At 65.1% G+C, this 21,818-nt stretch carries 19 protein-coding genes; 9 read left to right on the forward strand and 10 right to left on the reverse strand.

What is annotated here, in order from left to right; all coding sequences use genetic code 11:
- Positions 1-32 precede the first annotated feature (32 nt).
- From AC1DS3_RS04635 to AC1DS3_RS04650, 4 genes are all read left to right on the forward strand, one after another.
- Positions 33-1,394: a TadA family conjugal transfer-associated ATPase gene (locus AC1DS3_RS04635; protein ID WP_441640588.1), complete on the forward strand. Its 1,362-nt coding sequence runs from the start codon at positions 33-35 to the stop codon at positions 1,392-1,394.
- Between the two features lie 36 nt (positions 1,395-1,430).
- Positions 1,431-2,408 carry a type II secretion system F family protein gene (locus AC1DS3_RS04640; protein ID WP_441640589.1) on the forward strand — a complete coding sequence of 326 codons (978 nt, stop codon included), beginning with the start codon at positions 1,431-1,433 and terminating at the stop codon, positions 2,406-2,408.
- Positions 2,409-2,486: 78 nt separating this feature from the next.
- Positions 2,487-3,407, forward strand: a complete 921-nt coding sequence (locus AC1DS3_RS04645) for a type II secretion system F family protein (RefSeq protein WP_477126765.1) — start codon at positions 2,487-2,489, stop codon at positions 3,405-3,407.
- A 243-nt stretch (positions 3,408-3,650) separates the two neighbouring features.
- Positions 3,651-4,439 carry a metallophosphoesterase gene (locus AC1DS3_RS04650; RefSeq protein ID WP_441640591.1) on the forward strand — a complete coding sequence of 263 codons (789 nt, stop codon included), beginning with the start codon at positions 3,651-3,653 and terminating at the stop codon, positions 4,437-4,439.
- 138 nt (positions 4,440-4,577) lie between these two features.
- Here AC1DS3_RS04650 and groL read toward each other — a convergent pair whose 3' ends face one another.
- Together groL and groES are read right to left on the reverse strand one after the other, a co-directional pair.
- A complete protein-coding gene (gene groL, locus AC1DS3_RS04655) occupies positions 4,578-6,221 on the reverse strand; it encodes a chaperonin GroEL (protein WP_441640592.1) in 1,644 nt (547 codons plus the stop codon).
- A gap of 40 nt (positions 6,222-6,261) precedes the next feature.
- The gene (gene groES / locus AC1DS3_RS04660) at positions 6,262-6,552 is read right to left on the reverse strand and encodes a co-chaperone GroES (RefSeq protein WP_006160236.1); all 291 of its coding nucleotides are present in this window, start codon (positions 6,550-6,552) and stop codon (positions 6,262-6,264) included.
- Positions 6,553-7,102: 550 nt separating this feature from the next.
- Here groES and AC1DS3_RS04665 point away from each other — a divergent pair.
- Positions 7,103-8,107 (forward strand): zinc-dependent alcohol dehydrogenase family protein, encoded by a 1,005-nt coding sequence (locus tag AC1DS3_RS04665; protein ID WP_441640593.1) that lies wholly within the window; start codon positions 7,103-7,105, stop codon positions 8,105-8,107.
- Here the strand turns inward: AC1DS3_RS04665 and AC1DS3_RS04670 are convergent.
- The 6 genes from AC1DS3_RS04670 to AC1DS3_RS04695 all read right to left on the reverse strand — a co-directional run bounded on the left by AC1DS3_RS04670 (position 8,104) and on the right by AC1DS3_RS04695 (position 12,166).
- Positions 8,104-8,826, reverse strand: a complete 723-nt coding sequence (locus tag AC1DS3_RS04670; protein ID WP_441640594.1) for a LysR family transcriptional regulator — start codon at positions 8,824-8,826, stop codon at positions 8,104-8,106. The two genes, AC1DS3_RS04665 and AC1DS3_RS04670, sit on opposite strands and share 4 nt — an antisense overlap.
- Positions 8,827-8,836: 10 nt before the next feature.
- A complete protein-coding gene (locus tag AC1DS3_RS04675; RefSeq protein ID WP_441640595.1) occupies positions 8,837-9,052 on the reverse strand; it encodes a hypothetical protein in 216 nt (71 codons plus the stop codon).
- A 582-nt stretch (positions 9,053-9,634) separates the two neighbouring features.
- Positions 9,635-10,057, reverse strand: a complete 423-nt coding sequence (locus AC1DS3_RS04680) for a hypothetical protein (protein ID WP_441640596.1) — start codon at positions 10,055-10,057, stop codon at positions 9,635-9,637.
- Positions 10,058-10,360: 303 nt separating this feature from the next.
- Complete coding sequence (locus AC1DS3_RS04685) at positions 10,361-11,083, reverse strand: Crp/Fnr family transcriptional regulator (protein ID WP_441640597.1); 723 nt, start codon at positions 11,081-11,083, stop codon at positions 10,361-10,363.
- A gap of 57 nt (positions 11,084-11,140) precedes the next feature.
- Positions 11,141-11,749 (reverse strand): 2OG-Fe(II) oxygenase, encoded by a 609-nt coding sequence (locus AC1DS3_RS04690; protein ID WP_441640598.1) that lies wholly within the window; start codon positions 11,747-11,749, stop codon positions 11,141-11,143.
- Positions 11,750-11,881: 132 nt separating this feature from the next.
- Positions 11,882-12,166 carry a helix-turn-helix domain-containing protein gene (locus tag AC1DS3_RS04695; RefSeq protein WP_441640599.1) on the reverse strand — a complete coding sequence of 95 codons (285 nt, stop codon included), beginning with the start codon at positions 12,164-12,166 and terminating at the stop codon, positions 11,882-11,884.
- A 602-nt stretch (positions 12,167-12,768) separates the two neighbouring features.
- On the opposite strand from AC1DS3_RS04695, the gene AC1DS3_RS04700 reads away from it, so the two are divergent.
- From AC1DS3_RS04700 to AC1DS3_RS04715, 4 genes are all read left to right on the forward strand, one after another.
- Complete coding sequence (locus tag AC1DS3_RS04700; RefSeq protein WP_441640603.1) at positions 12,769-14,202, forward strand: efflux transporter outer membrane subunit; 1,434 nt, start codon at positions 12,769-12,771, stop codon at positions 14,200-14,202.
- A 56-nt stretch (positions 14,203-14,258) separates the two neighbouring features.
- Positions 14,259-15,491, forward strand: coding sequence for an efflux RND transporter periplasmic adaptor subunit (locus AC1DS3_RS04705; RefSeq protein WP_441640600.1), 1,233 nt, complete (start codon positions 14,259-14,261; stop codon positions 15,489-15,491).
- Complete coding sequence (locus tag AC1DS3_RS04710; RefSeq protein WP_441640601.1) at positions 15,488-18,691, forward strand: efflux RND transporter permease subunit; 3,204 nt, start codon at positions 15,488-15,490, stop codon at positions 18,689-18,691. Before AC1DS3_RS04705 ends, AC1DS3_RS04710 begins: the two co-directional genes overlap by 4 nt.
- 233 nt (positions 18,692-18,924) lie before the next feature.
- Positions 18,925-19,875 (forward strand): IS110 family RNA-guided transposase, encoded by a 951-nt coding sequence (locus AC1DS3_RS04715; protein WP_441640602.1) that lies wholly within the window; start codon positions 18,925-18,927, stop codon positions 19,873-19,875.
- A 396-nt stretch (positions 19,876-20,271) separates the two neighbouring features.
- Here AC1DS3_RS04715 and AC1DS3_RS04720 read toward each other — a convergent pair whose 3' ends face one another.
- Together AC1DS3_RS04720 and AC1DS3_RS04725 are read right to left on the reverse strand one after the other, a co-directional pair.
- The gene (locus tag AC1DS3_RS04720) at positions 20,272-20,646 is read right to left on the reverse strand and encodes a cupredoxin domain-containing protein (protein ID WP_441640949.1); all 375 of its coding nucleotides are present in this window, start codon (positions 20,644-20,646) and stop codon (positions 20,272-20,274) included.
- 85 nt (positions 20,647-20,731) lie between these two features.
- A complete protein-coding gene (locus tag AC1DS3_RS04725) occupies positions 20,732-21,613 on the reverse strand; it encodes a metallophosphoesterase family protein (protein ID WP_441640948.1) in 882 nt (293 codons plus the stop codon).
- Positions 21,614-21,818: the final 205 nt, after the last annotated feature.

Below are 21,818 nucleotides of genomic sequence, written 5' to 3' on the forward strand. Positions count from 1 at the left end.
CCGAGTTCCTGATTCCCCTACCGGAGATCATCATGTCGATCCGCGATCAACTGTCGAGCCCCAGCCAGCCTGCCTTCATCGCCAATGGCCATGGGACAATCCAGTTCCCGCCGACCCCGGCGAACTACCGCGCGTTCAAGCGGACCATCCATGAGACGGTGCTGGACCGTGTGGAGCTGGAGCGGCTGGCGCGCTTCCCCCAGGAGCAGGTCCGGCAGGAAATCAACCTGCTGGTGAGCAGCATCATCGAGGAAGAGAAGATCCTGCTCAATGACGCCGAGCGCAGGCTGCTCACATCGGAGGTCTACGACGAGATGTTCGGCTTCGGGCCGCTTGAGCCACTGCTGCAAGACCCTACGGTTTCCGACATCCTGGTCAACACGGCGAAACAGACCTTCGTGGAGCGGCGCGGCAAGCTGGAACTCACCGATGTCACGTTTTACGACGACGCACACCTGATGAAAGTCATCGAGAAGATTGTGTCGCGGGTCGGCAGACGCATTGACGAAACCAGTCCGATGGTGGACGCGCGGCTGCCGGACGGTTCGCGCGTCAATGCGATCATTCCCCCCTCCGCCATCGATGGTCCCTTGCTATCGATCCGGCGGTTCGCCGTCAATCCCCTGCAGGTAGCCAACCTGGTCGAACTCAAGAGCCTCACGCCGCCGATGGCGCAACTCCTGCAGGCGCTAGCACACGCCAAGGTGAACGTGCTGGTGTCAGGCGGAACCGGCAGTGGCAAGACCACGCTGCTGAACATCCTGTCCGGCTTCATTCCCGAGAGCGAGCGCGTCGTCACCATCGAGGATGCCGCGGAACTCCAGTTGCGCCAGCCGCACGTGCTGCGACTGGAAACACGGCCGCCGAATATCGAAGGCAAGGGTGAGATCACGCAGCGCGCCCTGGTACGCAACGCGCTGCGCATGCGTCCCGACCGCATCATCCTGGGCGAGGTGCGAGGTGGCGAGGCGCTGGACATGCTCAATGCGATGAATACCGGCCATGAGGGTTCGCTGACCACCATCCACGCCAATACACCGCGCGATGCGCTTACGCGCCTGGAAAACATGGTCAGCATGGCCGGCCTCAACCTGCCACCGAAGGCAATCCGGCAACAGATATCCTCGGCAATCACCGTCATTGTTCAGGCGTCCCGGCTGACTGACGGGCGCAGGAAGATAGTCAGCATCCAGGAGATCACCGGCATGGAGGGCGAGATCATCAATATGCAGGAGATCTTTACCTTCCAGCGTACCGGTGTGGCCCAGGATGGCACGGTCAACGGGCACTTCCGCGCCACAGGCGTGTACCCGAAGTTTGCCGAACGCCTGCGCGTGTTCGGCGTGGGCTTGCCCGACGAGACCTATGACCCGGCAAAGCGCTTCGACGTCTGAACCGGCCAGCGGCACAGAGAATGCGGGGAGAAGAAAATGAGCTTCATATTTTATGCCTTCATCATCTTGTTGTTCGCTGCAGTGGTGCTTTGCATCGAAGGCGTCTACCTTTGGTGGAACAATTACCACGGCCCGGCGGCGAAGCGGATCGAGGCCAGGCTGCGGTCGCTGTCGGCCGGCGGGCAGGTTAGCGCAGAGACCCTGTCGATCCTGAAGGGGCGCATGCTAAGCAACACGCCGTTGTTGCAACGCTGGCTGCTGATGCTGCCTCGCGTCGGCGGGCTCGACCGATGGCTCGAGCAATCCGGGAGCACGTGGTCGGTTGCGCAGCTACTCGGCTATTGCGGGCTGGTCGCGCTGTGCACGCTGGCGCTCGTGCCGCTGCTGCCCGTGCCGCCGGGACTGGTGGTACTGGGCGCATTACTGGTTGGCTCATTGCCTGTCTGGCATGTCATCGCACTTCGGCATAAACGCCTCAAGCAACTGGAGATGCAATTGCCCGATGCTGTCGACATGATCAGCCGCGCGCTACGCGCGGGGCACTCCTTCTCGAGTGCGCTGGGGATGGTGGGGCAGGAGGTAAAAGACCCGATGGGCCGCGAATTCCGGACTACCTTTGAGGAGATCAATTACGGAGTCGCTCTGGACGAAGCCATGACCAACATGGCGATGCGAGTGCCGATCAACGACTTGCGCTACTTCGTGATCGCGGTACTGATACAGCGCGAGAGCGGCGGCAACCTTGCCGAAATTCTCGACACGATCGGCAACCTGGTGCGTGAACGCCTGAAGCTGTTCGACAAGATCAAGGTGCTCTCGGCAGAGGGGCGGCTATCGGCCTGGATACTGGGCCTGCTCCCGTTCGCCACCGCGGGACTGATTCTCGTGGTGAATCCGGATTTCATGACAGTGCTATGGCAAGACCCGATCGGCCTCAAGATGGTCGGGATGGCGCTGGGAGGAATGACGCTCGGCGTCGTCTGGATGCGCCGGATCATCCGTATCCGGGTCTGAATGTGCGCGACCCAGAAGTAAGCAGAATTCTCGATTCCGGAGGCGATCATGCAAGATGTCCATACAGAGCAGGTCCTGATGCTGGTTCTCATTTTTGTGGCAGCGTTCGGCGCGGTGTTCGGTCTGCTGCTGACATTCACGCCAAGCCGGGCACGCGAGAGGATGGGGCAGATAATCGGTACGGCCACCGGAGCCAGCACGGGGCAGGACAATGCCTGGCTCGACAACCTGGTGCGGTGGGCCAGGCCCGTGTCCCGCCTGTCGTTGCCCAAGGAGGGTTGGGAAGGCTCGCAGATGCGCGTGCGCTTCATGAACGCCGGCTGGCGCAGCAGTGCCGCGCCGCATCTCTACTTCGCCGCCAAGACGGTGCTGGCCATCGGGCTGCCCATGCTGGCCTTGGTAGCGGTGAGCGGCATGCAGGCGTTCCAGGGGCAGTACAAGACCTTGGCACTGCTGGCGGTACTAGGCGCGATTGGTTACTACCTGCCCAATGCCGTGCTATCGCGCAAGGTGGATAACCGCAAGCGCGCGGTGTTCGAGGAGTTTCCGGACGTGATTGATCTGCTCACGGTTTGCGTGGAGGCCGGGCTCGGGCTCGACGCGGCGCTGATGCGCGTGGCGGATGAACTCGCGCTGCGCTGTCCGGTGCTGGCCGACGAGCTGCAATTGATGCTGCTGGAACTGCGCTCTGGCTTCGCCAAGGACAAGGCGCTGACCAACCTGGCGCTGCGCACCGGTGTGGAAGACGTGGACAAATTCGCATCCATGCTGAACCAGGCCGACCGCTTCGGCACGAGCCTGGGGGAGTCGCTGCGGGTGCTGTCCGACATGCTGCGCACCAAGCGCCGCATGCGTGCCGAGGAACAGGCCGCGAAGATTGCGCTGAAACTATTGTTCCCCTTGATCTTCATGATCTTCCCGACACTGCTGCTAGTGTTGCTTGGACCCGCATTCATCCAGATCTACCGGGTCTTGTTGCCGACCATGTCCGGCCAGTGAGCTGGCTAGCCTCACCTGACCGGACGTCGCTCCCTCGATTGTCTCCCGGTGCAATGCCAGGGAGCCAGTCTTGCCCGGACTTTGTCCGGGCGTTTTTGCTGGTGGCACAAATTGCCAGCATGCCCGCCGGCGGGAAGTGAAGGGCGCGACGCGCCCATGACGCTTGACCATGTCTTCGCTCGCATGAAGAATACAGCCAGCCCCCCCTACCGTCGGCGCGTCGGCATTTCGCATGGAGACCCTATGAAGATCCGCATCCTCAGCGATCTGCACCTCGAACACGACACACCAGCGGCGGTGCCCGACTGCCCCGCCGACCTGGTGGTGCTGGCCGGCGATATCGCCAATGGCCGCGCCGGCGTCGACTGGGCCGCGCGCACCTTTTCGGGGCCGGTGGTCTATGTGCCCGGCAATCACGAGTACTACGAGAGCGCCTTCGAGCAAGTGGACGCGGAGATGGCGCAGGCCGCGGGGGCGGCGCCGCATGTGCGCGTGCTCAATGACGCGGTGGCTTGTTTCGACAACCTGGCAGGCGAGCCGGTGCGCGTGATCGGCACCACCTGGTGGACCGACTACGCGCTGTTTGGCGCTGGCCGGCGCGATGAGTCGATGCTGGCCTGCGCTGGCGTGATGGTGGACCACCGCCTGATCGAAGTGGCGGATGGCGACGGCCAGCGGCGCCGCTTCACCACCGCCGACGCCCTGGCGCGGCACGAAGCGGCCAGCGCCTGGCTGGCGGCGCAGCTCGCCGCGCCCTTTGCCGGCAAGACGGTGGTGGTAACCCACCATGCGCCGGATCTCGGCAGCCTCGACCCGCGCTTCTCCCATGACCTGGTCTCCGCCGGCTTTATTTCGCGCAGGCCAGACCTGGTTGCGCAGGCCGACCTGTGGGTGCACGGCCATACGCATACCGGCTTCGATTACCGCCTGGAAGATGCGCGCGTGGTGTGCAACCCGCGCGGCTATATCCGCCGCAAAACCGGTGAGCCGGAGAACCCGGCCTTCGACTGGTGCTACACGGTGGAGCTCTGAGCCTTTCCCGCGACGGCGCGCCTTCGGCCGGTACTGTCGCCCCAAAAACAAAAACCCCCGCCGGCTCGCGCCAGCGGGGGTTTTTGCTACTACGGGTGATGCGGGTACAGCAGGCTGCCGTTTGGCTGGCCGGCAGATTTACATCATGCCGTCCATGCCGCCCATGCCGCCCATGCCGCCCGGCATTGCCGGAGCCGATTCATCCTTCGGCGTTTCGGCAACTGCGCAGTCGGTGGTCAGCATCAGCGATGCGACCGAAGCAGCGTTCTGCAGCGCGGTGCGGGTCACCTTGGTCGGGTCCAGCACGCCCATTTCCACCAGGTCACCGTACTCGCCGGTGGCGGCGTTGTAGCCGTAGTTGCCCTTGCCTTCGATGACCTTGGCCACGACGACCGAAGCTTCTTCGCCAGCGTTCAGCACGATCTGGCGCAGCGGCTCTTCCATGGCGCGCAGCACGATCTTGATGCCAGCGTTCTGGTCAGCGTTGTCGCCGGTCAGGTTAGCGATGGCAGCGCGAGCGCGCAGCAGGGCCACGCCGCCGCCGGGGACAATGCCTTCTTCCACGGCTGCACGGGTTGCGTGCAGTGCATCTTCCACGCGTGCCTTCTTTTCCTTCATTTCGACTTCGGTGGCGGCTCCTACCTTGATCACTGCAACGCCGCCGGCCAGCTTGGCCACGCGTTCTTGCAGCTTTTCACGGTCGTAGTCCGAGGTCGCTTCTTCGATCTGGGCACGGATTTGCTTCACGCGTGCTTCGATCGAGCCTGCGTCGCCGGCGCCGTCGATGATGATGGTGTTTTCCTTGCCGATTTCGATGCGCTTGGCTTGACCCAGTTCTTGCAGGGTTGCCTTTTCCAGCGTCAGGCCGATTTCTTCAGCGATCACTGCACCGCCGGTCAGGATGGCGATGTCTTCCAGCATGGCCTTGCGGCGGTCGCCGAAGCCCGGAGCCTTGACAGCGGCGGTCTTCAGGATGCCACGGATGTTGTTCACCACCAGGGTCGCCAGGGCTTCGCCTTCGACGTCTTCAGCGATGATCAGCAGCGGGCGGCCCGACTTTGCCACTTGTTCCAGCACCGGCAGCAGGTCACGGATGTTCGAGATCTTCTTGTCGAACAGCAGGACGAACGGGTTGTCGAGGGCGACAACTTGCTTTTCCGGGTTGTTGATGAAGTACGGCGACAGGTAGCCGCGGTCGAACTGCATGCCTTCCACGACTTCCAGCTCGTCGGCCAGCGACTTGCCGTCTTCCACGGTGATCACGCCTTCCTTGCCGACCTTGTCCATCGCTTCAGCGATCAGCTTGCCGATCACTTCGTCGCTGTTGGCGGAGATCGAGCCAACTTGCGCGATTTCCTTGCTGGTGGTGGTGGTCTTGGTCAGCTTCTTCAGCTCTTCAACCGCGTTCACCACAGCCTTGTCGATGCCGCGCTTCAGGTCCATCGGGTTCATGCCGGCGGCAACGTACTTCATGCCTTCGCGCACGATCGACTGGGCCAGCACGGTTGCGGTGGTGGTACCGTCACCGGCGTTGTCGCTGGTCTTGGAAGCCACTTCCTTGACCATTTGCGCGCCCATGTTCTGCAGCTTGTCCTTCAGCTCGATTTCCTTGGCCACGGACACGCCGTCCTTGGTCACGGTCGGGCCGCCGAAGCTGCGCTCCAGCACCACGTTACGACCCTTCGGGCCCAGGGTAACCTTGACTGCGTTGGCGAGAATGTTCACGCCTTCGACCATCTTGGCACGGGCGGCGTCGCCGAATACTACGTCTTTAGCTGCCATGTTCTGAATCTCCTAAATCTGTACGAATGGGGTGCGTGGATTACTTGTTCACCACAGCCATGATGTCTTCTTCGCGCATGACCAGCAGTTCCTGGCCATCCACCTTCACGGCCTGGCCGGCATACTTGCCGAACAGCACGCGGTCACCCACCTTGACGTCGAGGACGATCGAAGCGCCCTTGTCGTCCTTCTTGCCGGGGCCCACGGCGAGCACTTCACCTTGATCAGGCTTTTCGGCAGCGTTGTCGGGAATCACGATGCCGGAAGCGGTCTTGGTTTCATTGTCCAGACGCTTCACGATCACGCGGTCGTGCAAAGGACGCAGATTCATACGGACTCCTTGGTACAAAAAGTGATTTTTGGTTCACAAAAAATGACCGCCAGCACTGACGGCCAGCAGAATTAGTACGTCGGGAGAGGTCTGTTAGCACTCATGCCCAACGAGTGCTAATTATAGGGACGGGGGGTAGCGTTTTCAAGTCAACGACTTGATACGTGTTTACCCTGGAATTGTGAAAATCGTTATGGAGCCTGGCCGCGCGGCGAAATCTTTATTCGCGTCCTGATGGAATCCGGACGGATTTCGCCGAAATAAAAGTTACCCATGGATCACCAGCCCAATGTTTCCGGGCGGGATCATCGCATGCCACCCGTGGTGTTGCCTGCGGCACTTTCGCCCGCTGCGCGATACTCAACGTCACCCACCTCCACGGCGACGTGACACGACGTGACACGACGTGACAAGAAGCCGCCCCATTCAAAACTGCATGGCAAGAGTACAGAAGCGTTGATTTACGAGCGCGCCGGCCTGGCCAAGAATGGTCACACCAACCCGGCTCAAACCCATCGCTGGTTCATCGCCAACCTATCCGGAGCGCATCATGTCCCACCCCACCATGCAGGCCCTCATCGTCGAATCCGCCGGCGCGCCGTTCACGGCGGTCCAGCTTCCCAAGCCAGTGGCCGGCCCCGGCCAGGTGCTGGTGCGCATCCTGGCCAGCGGCGTCAATCCGCTCGACGCCAAGATCCGCGCCGGCCAGGCGGAGCACGCCCGCCAGCCCTTGCCCGCCGTGCTGGGCCTGGACCTGGCCGGCGTGGCCGAAGCCGTGGGCGCGGGCGTGACGGCTTTCGCGCCCGGCGACAAGGTCTATGGCATGACCGGTGGCGTGGGCGGCCTGCAAGGCTCGCTCGCGCAGTACGCGGCGGCCGATGCCGACCTGCTCGCGCGCAAGCCCGCCGCGCTGTCGATGCGCGAAGCCGCCGCATTGCCGCTGGTGTTCATCACCGCGTGGGAAGGCCTGGTCGACCGGGCTCGTGTGCAGCCCGGCCAGAAGGTGCTGGTGCATGGCGGCGCCGGCGGCGTGGGGCATATCGCGGTGCAGATCGCCCGCGCGCTCGGGGCGCAGGTCTACGCCACGGGCTCGGCCGCGCAGAAGGCGATCATCGAGGGCTATGGCGCCACCGCGATCGACCACGCCGCGACATCAGTCGCGCAGTATGTCGAGCAATACACCGCGGGCGAGGGCTTCGACGTGGTCTACGACACCGTGGGCGGCGCGGTGCTGGACAATTCTTTTCTGGCGGCGCGCACCTTTGGCGGTCATGTGGTGAGCTGCCTGGGCTGGGGCACGCACGCGCTGGCGCCGCTGTCGTTTCGCGCGGCCACGTATTCAGGCGTGTTCACGCTGATGCCGATGCTCACCGGCAAGGGCCGCGCGCACCACGGCGAGATCCTGCGCGAAGCGGCGCGGCTGGCCGATGCGGGCAAGCTTTCCGTGCGGCTCGATGCGCGGCACTTCACGCTCGACAGCGCCATCGATGCGCATCGCGCCATCGAGACCGGCACGGCCAAGGGCAAGCTGGTGGTGGAGATTGCCGGGGACTAAGCGCCTGCGCTATTGCCCAGGCGCTCGATGGTCGCATCCAGGAAGGCGCGCAGCCGCCCCAGGCGGCGCAGGTCGCGGTGATAGCCCACCCAGACGTCGCGCCCCGGCGGCGCCTCGCCCAATTCGATGGCCTGCAGGCCGCCGATGCGCTCGGCCAGCGCGCAGGGCAGGACAGCCAGCCCCGCGCCAGCCGCGCACAGCTTGGCCTGCGCCTCGCGGCTGTTGCTGCCGAATGCTACCCGGGCGTTCGGCAGTTGCTTGCGCATCCAGGCCATGTCGGGCAGGCCCGCGAAGCCCGCATCCAGCGTCAGCAGGGCATGCCCCTCGCCATCGCCCGCGCACGGCGGTGCCACGCCGGGCGCCGAGTAAAGCGCGTAGTCCATGTGCATCAGCTTGCGCTGCACGATATCGGCCTCGTCGAAGGCGCGGATGCGAAAGACCAGGTCCGCCTCGCGCCGTGCCAGGCTGAGCAAGCGCGCATCGGTGACCAGTTCCACCGCGACGCGCGGATGGGCGCGGATAAAGTCCGCGATCACCGGGGTCAGCATATGCACGCCAAACCAGTCGGACGACGAGATCCGCAGCATGCCGTCCAGCTCCTGTGCCTGGCCGGACAGCTGACGCTCGAAAGCCATCGCCTCTGCCTCGATACGCTCCGCGTGGGCGAGCACGGCGGCGTGGCGGGAACAATGGCGGGCACGCCGGGCTCGGGCCGGCATCCCGTCAGCTTCAGGTGGAGGGCGCCCGGCCTTCCAGGGCCCAGTAGTCAGGCACCTCCCGGCTGGGACTGCGCAGCACCAGCGCGTAGCCGCACCGGCGGCAGCGGTAGGCATAGGCGGCGCCGTCCTGGGCCTGCGCATCGGCGCGCGCGGCCTCGAGGTCCTCGTGCGGCGGCAGGTGTCCTGGCCTGCCGGCCTGGCGCTTGCATCGCTCACACGGCAACATGGATTTACCTCAGGTTGATAGGGAGCATGGTTCCATCTTGTACAGTCGGATGGCAGCGGGCGAATTGGTGCAATGCACCATAATTATAGGCGCTTTGTGACCCCTTTCCAGATATATAGAGAGCGATGCGTCGCCTTGCGCCGCAACGAAACGATGCCACGGCAGGAGCGCTGCTGCCAGGCTAGCGGGCAGGGAGCGTGGGCGCCGTGAGGAGGTCTCGCCGCGCGTCCGGGTTCGATCCGGCTTGTGCCGACACATCGCCCGGAGGCCGCTCCCGCGGTGACTCGGCCAGCGGCACCGTGACGACGGCGAACACGGAAAACGGGCACCAGAAAGACGGCCTGAAGAGACTCATTCTGCGGATGACGATGGCGCCGGCAAGAAACGGTGAAGGCTCTGAAAAGCGAAGGACCGGCAAGGCAGCGCCCAGCCGGTCCGGCTTCAGGATTGGTAAGCCCTGCCCATCTTAACGACCGAATCGGCAGATGGTTGAGGCTGTCATCAACTATTCATGAAACCCGCAAGATACGACGCGCACCTGGACGGAATACATCCAGGTGCCACGCAATGCGCGCCGCGACTTCATTGCCCGGAAGCCGCGTCGCGCGCCTTGCGCTTGGCGGGCCGGCCCGTCTTGACGGTCTCGACCTGGGCCACGACGGCCAGCAATTGCCGCTCCGGCAGCGACTCCAGCATCTTGAGCCCAGCCCGCAGCAACTCGCTCTTCTTCACGTGCGCGCCGCCGTTCAGGCAGCGCCGCTTGAGCTCCGCCAGCTTGGCATAGTCCCACTCCGGCATGGTGAAGCTGTCGCGCACGACCTTGGCCTTGACGGGCTTCTGTGTCTTCTCAACCTTCTCAACCTTCTCAACCTTCTCAACCTTCTCTGCTTTCGCGGCCTTCGGTGCGGCAGCCACGGACGTACCCGTTTCAACCTTGGCAGCCTTGCCTGCCGTCTCCGCCTTACTGGCGCGCTTGACCGGCCGCTTCACTGCGGTGGCTGCCATTTTCTGCGCCGCGGCGGGCGCGGGCGCACGCGGGCGCCCATTCGAAACCGTTGCCATGCATCCTCCTGTTTTGATCGCAGTGGTATCAAAACAGTATATATCGTTTATTTTCGCAAGCGGCGCGGAGGGGAGGAAAGGAGGAAAGGGAGGCAACAGCCATCGCCGTCAATCGGGACGGGGCCGTGCAGACACGGATTTCGTCAAAAAACCTGCCATCCCCGCGAAGGGAAAAGTATCCACCGGCCCCGCCACGATCTTAGCCGCCGGTTATTTCATTCTTGCGACGAAGCGCAACCGCCCAAGCTACGTGCCCGGCGCGGACTCGCTGGCGATGGCCTGCAGCGCCGCCTTGTCGGATAACGTCAGGCGTCCGTATTCCAGGCGCAGCACGCCCTGCTTCTCCCAGTCCTTGAGCTGCCGGTTGACGCTCTGGCGGGACACGCCAAGCATATGGCCCAGGTCTTCCTGGGAGAGCCTGAGCGCGGCGGGGGCGCCGGATGTCCGCACGCCCGGCGTGCCGAGGGTGGACAGCGCGTGCGCATGCTCGACGGCAAGCAGGCGCCGCGCCAGCCGTACCGGAAACGGCATCAGGATCACCTCGTCAATCCACTCCAGTGCGCTGCGGTAGCGCCGGCAGATCAGTTGCGTGAACTCCATCAGCCAACGCGGCTCGCGCGCAATGAGCGTATGGAAGGTGGCGGCGGGAATCACCAACAACTCGCTAGCCTCCGCAGCGCGCGTGTCGTACACGCGGTGCGCATCGATGAAGAGCGAGACCTCCCCGAACCACTGCCCGGGCTCCAGCAGGCTGACCACGGCCTCGCGCCCGTTCTGCGCCGTGCTGCTGACCTTGATGGCGCCCCGCTCGACGCAGAAGAGCGCGTCCGGGTTGGAGCCGTAGGTAAACAGCACCTCGCCCTTGACCAGTTGCCGTCGCATGGCATGCGAGCGGAGCAGTGCTTCGAGCTCGGCCGAAAAGTGTCCGGCGGCGGTGTCATCTTCGTGCGGCTGCGGTCGTGTGTTCATGCCTTTGCCCCGGGTTGCTGGTTACGCTGCTGATGCCGCTCAGGTGATTCAGGCGGTTCAGGCGTGATCGGTACGGAACCAGCCGGTAAGTGCCCAGCGCGTCTTGTGGCAAGGCAATACTTCATGCGGGACCAGGTCGCTGCGAAACACGACCAGCCGCGCGCGCTGTGGCAGCACGCGGTGCAACTCGGTGGCGCCGTCGTCCTGCCCGTAGAGCGCGAGTTCGCCGCCATCGCGCTCGCTCCATTCAGGATTGAGGTAGAGCACCAGCGAGATCTTGCGATGCAGGGTCGCGCGATGCTGGTCCACGTGCTTCTTGTAGGCGGTGCCGACCGGATAGTGCGAGAAGTGAAATTCCTCGCGCTTCAAGCCCAGGAAGTAGCGCTCGTTCAAGGCCTCGCGCAAACCCGCAGCCCAGGCCTGGAAATCCGCCCTGCCCGCGCCGGCGGGCGCGTCGTCGAGCCACAGGATCGAATCGCCGCGAATGCCCGCGTCGCGCGCGGTGGCTTCGCCCCGCCCGATGCGGGCCGGATGGAACAGGCCGGCCTCCCACGCCGCGCGGCTCTCGGCATGCAGCCGCGCCGCCAGCGTGGTGTCGACGAGGTCGTCGGACACGGCCCAGCCGTGCTCTTCCAGGGCAACAAACAAGCGTTCCAGTGCTGACATGGGCGGGAGATTTCGTGCTGGGGAAACGTCAAGAATCAAGACAAAAAGGGCCACCTGGACAACGGGAGGCCCTTGGCGCGCAGGCGCGCAGTTTAACAGCCCCGGGCTGCAGCCATGCCGGCCGCGGGCCTGCTACAACCCGCTGCTGTCGAGATACTCCAGCGCCAGGCTCACCGCGCGGCGGGCCTTGAGCACATAGATCACCTGCCGGTCGCGCACGACCAGGCCCAGCACATCGGCCTGCATCAGTTCATTGAAATGGTGGCTGGCGCGCGGCAGGCTCAGCCCGGCGACGCCGGCCAGCTCGAACGCCGGCATGCCAGCTTCGCCCGCCTCCAGCAGCGCGCGGCAGATGGCGGCACGCGCTGGCACTGTCAGCAGCGCGTACGTCAGTGTGCTTTCTTGATCGGTCTCCATGGCCACGCCTTCCCGCTCGTCGTCCAGATGTCATGTAGTTATATGCGTCGGCCGGCCGTGTGGATTGCCGCAGCCCTTCCGCCGCGACCGCCTGACACCTACTTTCTACGCGGCAGGCGCAGCAAATGCAACCCGCGGGGGCTCGCTGGCGCACAATTACACAAGATTACAACAGGCTGCGGCGGCCCGCCCGTGGCCGCTCGCGCGGCGCCGGGGCGTCCTGCGCGGCGCTGGTGCCGGATCGCCTTTTGCCGCGCTGCACCAGCCGGCGTCCACCCGGCATCCACCCACTGCAAGATCCCGTAACAGGCACGCGCGCCCGCCGCGTGCCGCATCCGTGGGTGTATTTCGCGCTTCACTTGGCGGCGCAAGCCGTGGCGCAGCCCGGCACATCGGCGTACGCGAGTGAAATATTCAGTAATGCGCAGCGCGTTTCACACATTCCCGCGCCGCACTATGCTTGCCATAAGACCCGCCTGCGCGACGCCGCGCAGGCGGCGTGCGTGCGCGCGGAAACCAATCCGCCAGCCCGAGCAGGAAACGACAAACAACGGCATCGCCTCACGAAAGCCCGTCATGAATATCGCTTGCTTCTCGCCTTCATGAGCGCCGCGCGTTTGCTCTCGCCGCGCCTGCTCTGCATCGCCCTGGCGTCTGCCTGGGTGGGCGGCTGCGCGGTCGGGCCGGACTATCGGCGCCCCCCGGTCGAGACCCCCGCCGCGTATCGCGAAGCCGTGCCGGACGATCACCAATGGAAGGTTGCCGAGCCCCGTCCGGTGGACCTGACACAGGCGTGGTGGGCGGGCTTCGGCGATGCCCGCCTGAATGAGTTGGTCGGGCAAGCCAACGCAGCCAACCAGAGCCTGCGCCAGGCCGAGGCCCAGTACCGGCAATCCCGCGCGCTGGCGCAGGCGGCGCGGGCCAGCCTGTATCCCACGCTCGGTGCGGGCGTGGGCGTGGGGCGCGCGCGCACCAACACGCTGGGCATCCAGACGGTGTCCAACACGCATTCGGCCAACCTCGATGCCAGCTGGGAAATCGACCTGTGGGGCAAGGTGCGGCGCAGCATCGAAGCGGCCCGCGACAACGCGCAGGCCAGCGCCGCCGACCTCGCCGCCGCGCGCCTGACGATCCAGGGCGAGCTGGTGCAGGACTATATCCAGTTGCGCGTCACCGATGTGCTCAAGACGCTCTATGCGCGCACGCTGGCCGCCTACGAGGACTCCCTCAAGCTGACCCAGAGCCAGTTCCGCGCGGGGGTGGCCACCGCGGGCGACGTGGCGCTGGCGCAGGTCACGCTGAACGCGGCGCAAGCGCAGGCGATCGACCTCGACGTGCAGCGCAACCAGCTTGAGCATGCGATCGCTGTGCTGCTGGGGCGCGCCCCAGCCGAGTTCACGCTGGCGCCAGAGGCGTTTTCGATGCGCCCGCTGGCGGTGCCGCCGGGGCTGCCTTCGGCGCTGCTGGAGCGCCGCCCAGACATCTCGGCGGCCGAGCGCCGCATGGCGGCGGCCAATGCCAATATCGGCGTGGCGCGCTCTGCGTACTTCCCGTCGCTGGTGCTCTCCGCAGTGGGCGGCGCCAGCAGCGGCAGCCTGGCCAACTGGTTCGGGCCGCCCGGCCGGGTGTGGTCGCTGGGCGCGGCGCTGGCCGGCACCATCTTTGACGGCGGGCGGCGCAACGCGCAAAACGACCAGGCGGCGGCGGCCTACGACGGGGCGGTGGCGGCGTACCGGCAAACCGTGCTCAGCGGCATGCAGGAGGTGGAAGACAACCTCTCGGCACTGCGCGTGCTCGACCAGGAGGTGGTGGTGCAGGACCATGCGGTGGATGCTGCCCGCGTGGCGGAGCGCGTGAGCCTGGCGCAATACCGCGCTGGCACGGCGTCCTACCTCTCGGTGGTAACGGCACAGGCCCTTTCCTTGTCTAACGAACGGACCGCAATCCAGTTGCGTGGCCGTGAGCTTGCAGCCAGCGTGGCGCTGGTCAAGGCGATCGGCGGCGGCTGGCAAAGCGATGCGCTGGCGCAACCCTGATCTCTTGATCCCCTGATCCCCCGACCCACATCGGCAGACCACTTCCAAGGCAATCCATGGCGACCCAGTTCTCCCGCCGCAACCCCGTCCTGATCGGCCTGGCCGTGCTCATGCTGGCAGCCGTGGCGTGGTTCGCCGCCGGCCCGCTCAAGCGCATGGCGGCGCCACGCGGGGCAGCGCCGCCAGTGCCGGCGGTAACCGTGACCAGCGCACAGGTCAAGCGCGAGAACGTGCCGATTGGCGTGGCGGGCGTCGGCACCGTGCAGGCGATGGCCACGGTGACGGTCAAGCCGCGCGTGGACGGCCAGCTCGACCGCGTCGGCTTTGTCGAGGGCGAGGACGTCAAGGCCGGGCAGTTGCTGGCGCAGATCGACCCGCGCACGTTCCAGGCGCAGCTGCAGCAAGCCATGGCGCAGAGGTCGCGTGACGAGGCGCAGCTAGCCAATGCGCGCCTCGACCTGCAGCGCTACGAGGGCCTCATCAAGGAAAACGCCACCACGCAGCAGACGCTGGATACCCAGCGCGCGCTGGTGGCGCAGCTGGCCGCCGCGGTGAAGACCGACGAAGCGCTGGTCAACGTCGCCCGCGTGCAGCTCGACTACACCACCATCACCGCGCCGCTATCCGGGCGCGTTGGTGCGCGCCTGGTCGACCCGGGCAATATCGTCCACGCGGCCGACGCCAACGGCCTGGTGGTGATCCGCCAGATCGACCCGATCGACGTGGTATTCACGCTGCCCGATGGCGAATTCCAGCGCATCAACCGCGCCATGCAGGCCAGCGGCACACCGCTCGCGGTGGAGGCCAGCGAGCGCGCCAGCGGCCAGTTGCTCGGACAAGGCAAGCTGATCCTGCTCAACAACACCATCGACACCACCTCCGGCACCATCCAGCTGAAAGGGCGCTTCCCCAATCCCTCGCACACGCTGTGGCCCGGCCAGTACGTCAATGCGCGGCTGGTGCTAGGAGAGCGCGACCAGGCGCTGACCATCCCGGCCGCCGCCGTGCAACGCGGCCAGACCGGCACCTATGTCTATGTGGTGCAGGCAGACCATACGGTTGCATCCCGCGCGATCGAGGTGGCGGAGACCCAGGACGCCAAGGCCGTCGTGGCCAAGGGGCTGGCGGTCGACGAGCGGGTCGTGGTGGACGGGCAATACAAGCTCAAGCCCGGCACCCGCGTGAACGAGACGACCGCGGCCACCACCATCGCGGATGCCGGCGCAGCGCCCGCCTCAGCGCCGGCCGCCGGTGCCCCGGCAAACCGCGCCGGGAACGCACGGCCATGAGCATTTCCGCGACCTTCATCAAGCGCCCGATCGGCACCTCGCTGCTGGCGCTGGCCGTGCTGCTGGTCGGCGTCGCCGCGTGGCCGCTGCTGCCTATCGCGCCGCTGCCGCAGGTGGATTTCCCCACCATCCAGGTGTCGGCGAACTTGCCCGGCGCCAGCCCGGAGACCATGGCGTCGAACGTGGCGCAGCCGCTGGAGCGGCAGTTCTCGCTGATCGCCGGGCTCACGCAGATGACGTCGACCAGCGCGCAGGGCAACGCCCAGATCACGCTGCAGTTCGACCTCAACCGCAGCATCGATGCCGCCGCCGTGGACGTGCAGGCCGCCGTCAATGCCGCCAGCGGTCAGTTGCCCAGCAACCTGCCCACGCCCCCCACCTTCCGCAAGATCAACCCGGCCGACTCGCCGATCCTGGTGCTGGCGGTGCAGTCCGACACACTGCCGCTGACCGAGGTCAACGACTTCGCCGACAATGTGCTGGCGCAGCAGATCTCGCAGATCTCCGGCGTCGGGCTGGTCAACATCGGCGGCCAGCAAAAGCCGTCGGTACGCATCCAGGTGGATCCGCAGAAGCTCTCGGCCATGGGCATGAGCCTGGAAGACCTGCGCGGCGTGATTGCCGCCACCACGGTCAACCAGCCCACCGGCAGCACCGATGGCGCCACCAAGGCCTTCAACGTCTACACCAACGACCAGGTCACCAAGGCGGCGGCGTGGAACGACATGGTGCTGGCCTACCGCAGCGGCGCGCCGGTGCGCGTGCGCGATGTCGGCGTGGCGGTGGACGGGCCCGAGAACGCCAAGCTGGCGGGCTGGGGCTTTGCCGGCGCCGCCGCGCCGGCGGACAACACCTTCCACAACGGGCGCGCCATCATCCTGGCCATCACCAAGCAGCCGGGCGCCAACGTGATCGAGACCGTGGACCGCATCCGCGCCGCGCTGCCGCGCCTGCAGGCCGCGATCCCGCCCACCGTCAACGTCAACACGCTGGCCGACCGCACCCAGACCATCCGCGCCTCGGTGGCCGATGTGGAGTTCACGCTGGTGCTCACCATCGCGCTGGTGGTGATGATCATCTTCGTGTTCCTGCGCAACGTGGCCGCCACGGTGATTCCCAGTGTGACCGTGCCGCTGGCGCTGATGGGCACCGCCGGCGGCATGTACCTGCTGGGCTACAGCCGCGACAACCTGTCGCTGATGGCGCTCACCATTGCGGTGGGGTTCGTGGTGGACGATGCCATCGTGATGCTGGAGAACATCTACCGCCACGTGGAAGACGGCATGGAGCCCATGGAAGCCGCGCTCAAGGGCGCCGCCGAAATCAGCTTCACCATCGTGTCGATCTCGGTCTCGCTGGTGGCGGTGTTCATCCCGCTGCTGCTGATGGGCGGCATCGTGGGGCGGCTGTTCCGCGAGTTCGCCGTGACCGTGACGCTCACCATCGTCGTATCGGTGCTGGTCTCGCTGACGCTCACGCCGATGCTGTGTTCGCGCTACCTGACCCCGCCGCGCGGCCATCATCACGGCCGCATCTACCGGTGGTTCGAGCATGGCTTCGATGCCATGCTGTCGGGCTACAGGCGCTGGCTGGACGTGGTGATGCGCCACCAGTTCTTCACCCTGTGCGTGTTTATCGCCACGGTCGCCACCACGGTGGCGTTGTTCATCTACATACCCAAGGGCTTCTTCCCGCAGCAGGACACCGGCTTCATGTTCGGCATCGCGGAGTCCGCGCAGGACGCGTCGTTCAAGTCGATGAACGCGCGCATGGTGCAGCTCGCGGATATCGTGCGCGCCGACCCCGATGTCGCCGCGGTTGGCATGACCGGCGGGCAGAATACGCTCAACACAGGCAACTTCTTCATCAGCCTGAAACCCAAGGACCAGGGCCGCACCGTCAGTGCCGACGAAGTGATCGCCCGGCTGCGGCCCAAGCTGGCGCAGGTGCAGGGCGCCAACCTGTTCCTGCAGGCCGGGCAGGACATCAACGTGGGCGGGCGGCTGTCGCGCACGCAATACCAGTACACGCTGATGGACTCCAACCTGGACGAGCTCAACCAGTGGGCGCCGCGCATCCTGGAGCGCCTGCGCGCCCTGCCCCAGCTCGCCGACGTGGCGTCCGACCAGCAGAACGCCGCGGCAGCAGCGCGCCTGACCATCGACCGCGCGCGCGCCTCGAGCTTTGGCATCACGCCCGCGCTGATCGACTCCACGCTCTACGACGCGATCGGGCAGCGCCAGGTCGCGCAGTACTTCACCCAGATCAACAGCTACCACGTGATCCTGGAAGCCACGCCCGCGCTGCAGGACGATCCGCGCTTGTTCAGCAAGCTGTACGTGACCTCGCCGCTGACCGGCGAGCAAGTGCCGCTGTCCACGTTCGTCAAGATCGACACCGACAGCACCGCCTACCTGTCGATCAGCCACCAGGGGCAGTTCCCCGCCGTCACGATCTCATTCAACCTGGCCAAGGGCGTGGCGCTGGGCGATGCCGTCAAGGCCATCAACAGCACGCTGTCCGGCATGGGCCGCCCGCAGACACTCTCCGGCTCGTTCCAGGGCACGGCACAGGCTTTTGGCGCCTCGCTTGCCTCGCAGCCTTACCTGATCGCCGCCGCGCTGGTCGCCGTGTATATCGTGCTGGGGCTGCTCTACGAAAGCTATATCCATCCGCTCACCATCCTCTCCACCCTGCCCTCCGCCGGCGTGGGCGCGTTGCTGATCCTGCTGGCCGGTGGCTATGACCTCAGCGTGATCGCGCTGATCGGCATCATCCTGCTGATCGGCATCGTCAAGAAGAACGGCATCATGATGGTCGACTTCGCGCTCACCGCCGAGCGCGACCACGGCATGAAACCGGAGGAAGCCATCTACCAGGCGTGCCTGCTGCGCTTCAGGCCGATCATGATGACCACCATGTGCGCGCTGTTGTCCGGACTGCCGTTGATGCTCGGGCATGGCGCCGGCTCGGAGCTGCGGCGGCCACTGGGCTTTGCGATGGTGGGGGGACTGGTGCTGTCGCAAGCGCTGACGCTGTTTACTACGCCCGTGGTGTATCTCTACCTGGATCGCGCGCACTATTGGCATATGAAGCGCAAGGAACGGCGGCAGGCACGGCGCGAAGCACGTGAGCACGCGCGCAGCGCGCAAGCCGAACGCAAGAGCCAGCGCGTGCTGACGTCCGGAGAAGGGGATTGAGGCACGGTCAATGTGAGATCTCTCGCTCTTGCGAGCACCCGCCCTCTCCCCCGCCCCTTGTATGTCGGAAAATATGTCCTGGAAGCCTCAGATCGATGGCCCCATGCCCTGGGCGAAAGCCCAAGTTCGAGGGAGAGCGAGGATCGAGGCTTCCATTTTTTGATAGCGTTTAGCCTAAGCCCGAACGGTTGGATGGCAGCACGCCGAATGGTCACAAGGATGGGATAAGCCAAATGGATATCAAGGTTGTAGGAATCGACGTTAGCAAGAACACGCTGGATCTGGACTCTTTGCCTGACAGCGCGAGCTTGCAGTTCACCAATGACGAAGCGGGTATCGCTTCGCTGCTGGCCTACCTGGCCGAGCATAACGACGAAGGTCAAATCGAGCGCATCGTGCTCGAGGCGACAGGCGGTTATGAAACCAGCGTCAGTATCGCGCTGGCCGGTGCCGGATTGCCGGTCGCGGTTGTCAACCCCAAGCAGGTGCGCGACTTCGCCAAAGCTTGCGGGATTCTGGCCAAGACCGACCGGCTCGACGCGCGCGTGCTGGCGCGTTTTGCCCAGCAGATCCGGCCGCCAGTGCGTCCGCTGCCCGACGAGGCGCAGCGCGAATTTGCTGACCTGTTGGACCGGCGCAGCCAGCTGGTGGTCATGCGGGCTCAAGAGAAGGCTCGAGTCGCCACTGCGCCGCCGCTTGCCATCAAGAGTCTGAAAGAGCATATCGAATGGTTGGACACCCGCATCAAGTCGCTCGATATCGATATGACCCACAAGCTGCGCACCAGCGACGTATGGAAGCACAAAGTGGAATTGCCTAGCAGTGTGCCGGGCATTGGCAAAGTCAGCGTGTTCACCCTGCTGGGGCGACTGCCCGAGTTGGGTAAGCTCAACCGCCAGCAGATTGCAGCGCTGGTCGGCGTGGCGCCGTTTAACGACGACAGCGGCAAGCGCCGGGGACAACGCTACATCCGCGGCGGTCGAGCCGAGGTGCGCAATGTGCTGTACATGGCGACGGTAACAGCGATTCGTCATAACCCTGCCATCCGTAGTTTCTATGAACGCCTGAGTCTTACCGGCAAGCCATTCAAGCTCGCCGTGACTGCCTGCATGCGCAAGCTGCTGACGGTCCTCAATACCATGGCGAAGACCGGTCAGCCGTGGGAAAACAAACTGCCCGCTTGACACGGTTGCTCTCCCACAAGTGTGGGAGAGGGGAGAAAACCGGCAGGAGAGTCAGAGCATCGATTCGGTGTAGCCGTGATTCCCGCACGAAGGGCGGGAATCACCCCAACGCGATGCGAAGCGAGCCGTCAAGGTGTGCCAAGGCCGTATGGGGCGCCTCGGGATTCGGCGAAAAGAGCGGAAAAGAGGGACCCATGTCTGAGTATCGCCTTAAGGCGATGCGAGTTTGGGTCCCGGCCGCTCTTTTCGCCGAAGCCCGAGGGGGTGTCGCCCCATCCGGCGCGCCTTTTTTGCCTACTTTTTTGGCAAGACAAAAAAGTAGGTCGCCGCCCCGCAGGGGTGGTGAAACTGCAGTTGCCTTTGACCTTGACGTCAATCAGCTGCAGCCGCAACAACCTAACTAACCTCAATCACCCCATTCATCGTCTCGTGCCCCGACCCACAGAAAATATCGCACAGGAACACAAAGCTGCCAGCCACCTTGGGCAAGGCCGAAACCCGCACGACCTTGCCGGGCGGCAAATCCTCCCGAATGCCGAGATCCGGCACGCTAAACCCCATGATCACATCCTGCGCGGTCAGCTCGAACACCACCGGCTCGCCAACCCGCAGCGCAATCCGGTTTGGCGTGAAGACAAACTTGCGCGCATGCACCTTGATCACCCGCGGCGCAGCGGCAGCGCTTTGCAACAGTGGCGTCCCGCCCGCCAGCGCCAGCAAGCAGCACAGCGCCCGCCTGCGGCTGATTCCTTCCCGTCCGATTTCCGACATGACCAACTCCTGATAGCGAGTTCAAAGCGGTTCCAAGCGGCTCAAAGCCAATCCAAGCCGATCAAAGCGACACGGCACGATCCGCTCAACCGTTGACAGGCTTCTCCTCGATCCCGAAATCCCCCGCAGCCCTGCCCGCCTCCACTTCCCGCCAGCCCAATCCCCGATAAGGCTGCGCCGGATCCCACGGCACCGGCAAGCGCTGCGGCTGCGACCCCGCCGCCGGCAACGGGAACATCAGCGAGCGCGCCGCGTGGTGCGCGATATGCCCGGTCATGTGGTGATGCTCCTGGTGGATGTGCCCATAGAACACCGTCACGTTGGGATGCGGCATCAGCCGCTCGATGACCTGCGCGCCGTCCCGGGTGGCCCAGTCCCACTGCGGATACAGGTCGAACAGCGGACGGTGCGTGAACACCACGATGCGCGCCGACTGCGGCTGCTGCGCAAGATCCGCGGCGAGCCAGTCGAGCTGCGCCGCGCCTACCCGCCCGGCAGGATCAGACACGTTGTCCAGCACGATGAAGTGCACGCCCTTGTGGTCGAACACATAATGCGTGGGCCCGAACAGTTCGCGGTAGGCAGCGCCCTGGTCCAGGCTGGCGTCGTGCTCACCCGGCATCAGGTGCACGACCGGCACCTTGAGCGCGGCGATGATCGACTGGAACTCGCGCATGCGCCGGCGGCGCTCGGCGGGGTCATCGGTGGTGTGGGTGAGGTCGCCGGTGAACATCAGGAAATCCGGCGGCTCCGCCAGTGCGTTGACCGCTGCCACCGCCTTGGGCAAGGTCCCGCGCGCGTCGGGATTGGGCGGGCCCTGGAAGCCCCAGTGCGCGTCCGAGAGTTGGACAAAGTAGAACGATTCGTCGCGGCCGGCGGCCCATCCGGGCAATGCCGACACAAACACCGCGCCGCCGGCGCACGCGGCAAGCCCGAGAAAATCGCGCCGCTTCCATGCTCGCTGCATATTGAGCTCCATCGGTTGATCGGATCGACCGGATTGATCGGATCGGTCGGATTGATCCGGTTGCTGGGGACCTGCCTGTCATACCGGCGCGCAAGCGTGTTTATTCCCGTTGCCGGCGATATTTTTTTTGCGTGGTGGTGGTGAGAATCGGGAATAAACTCAGTGCATTTCCGGTATACGCGGCAGAGACGGAATGAACGGGGAA

The organism is Cupriavidus sp. 01L46, from assembly GCF_056399905.1.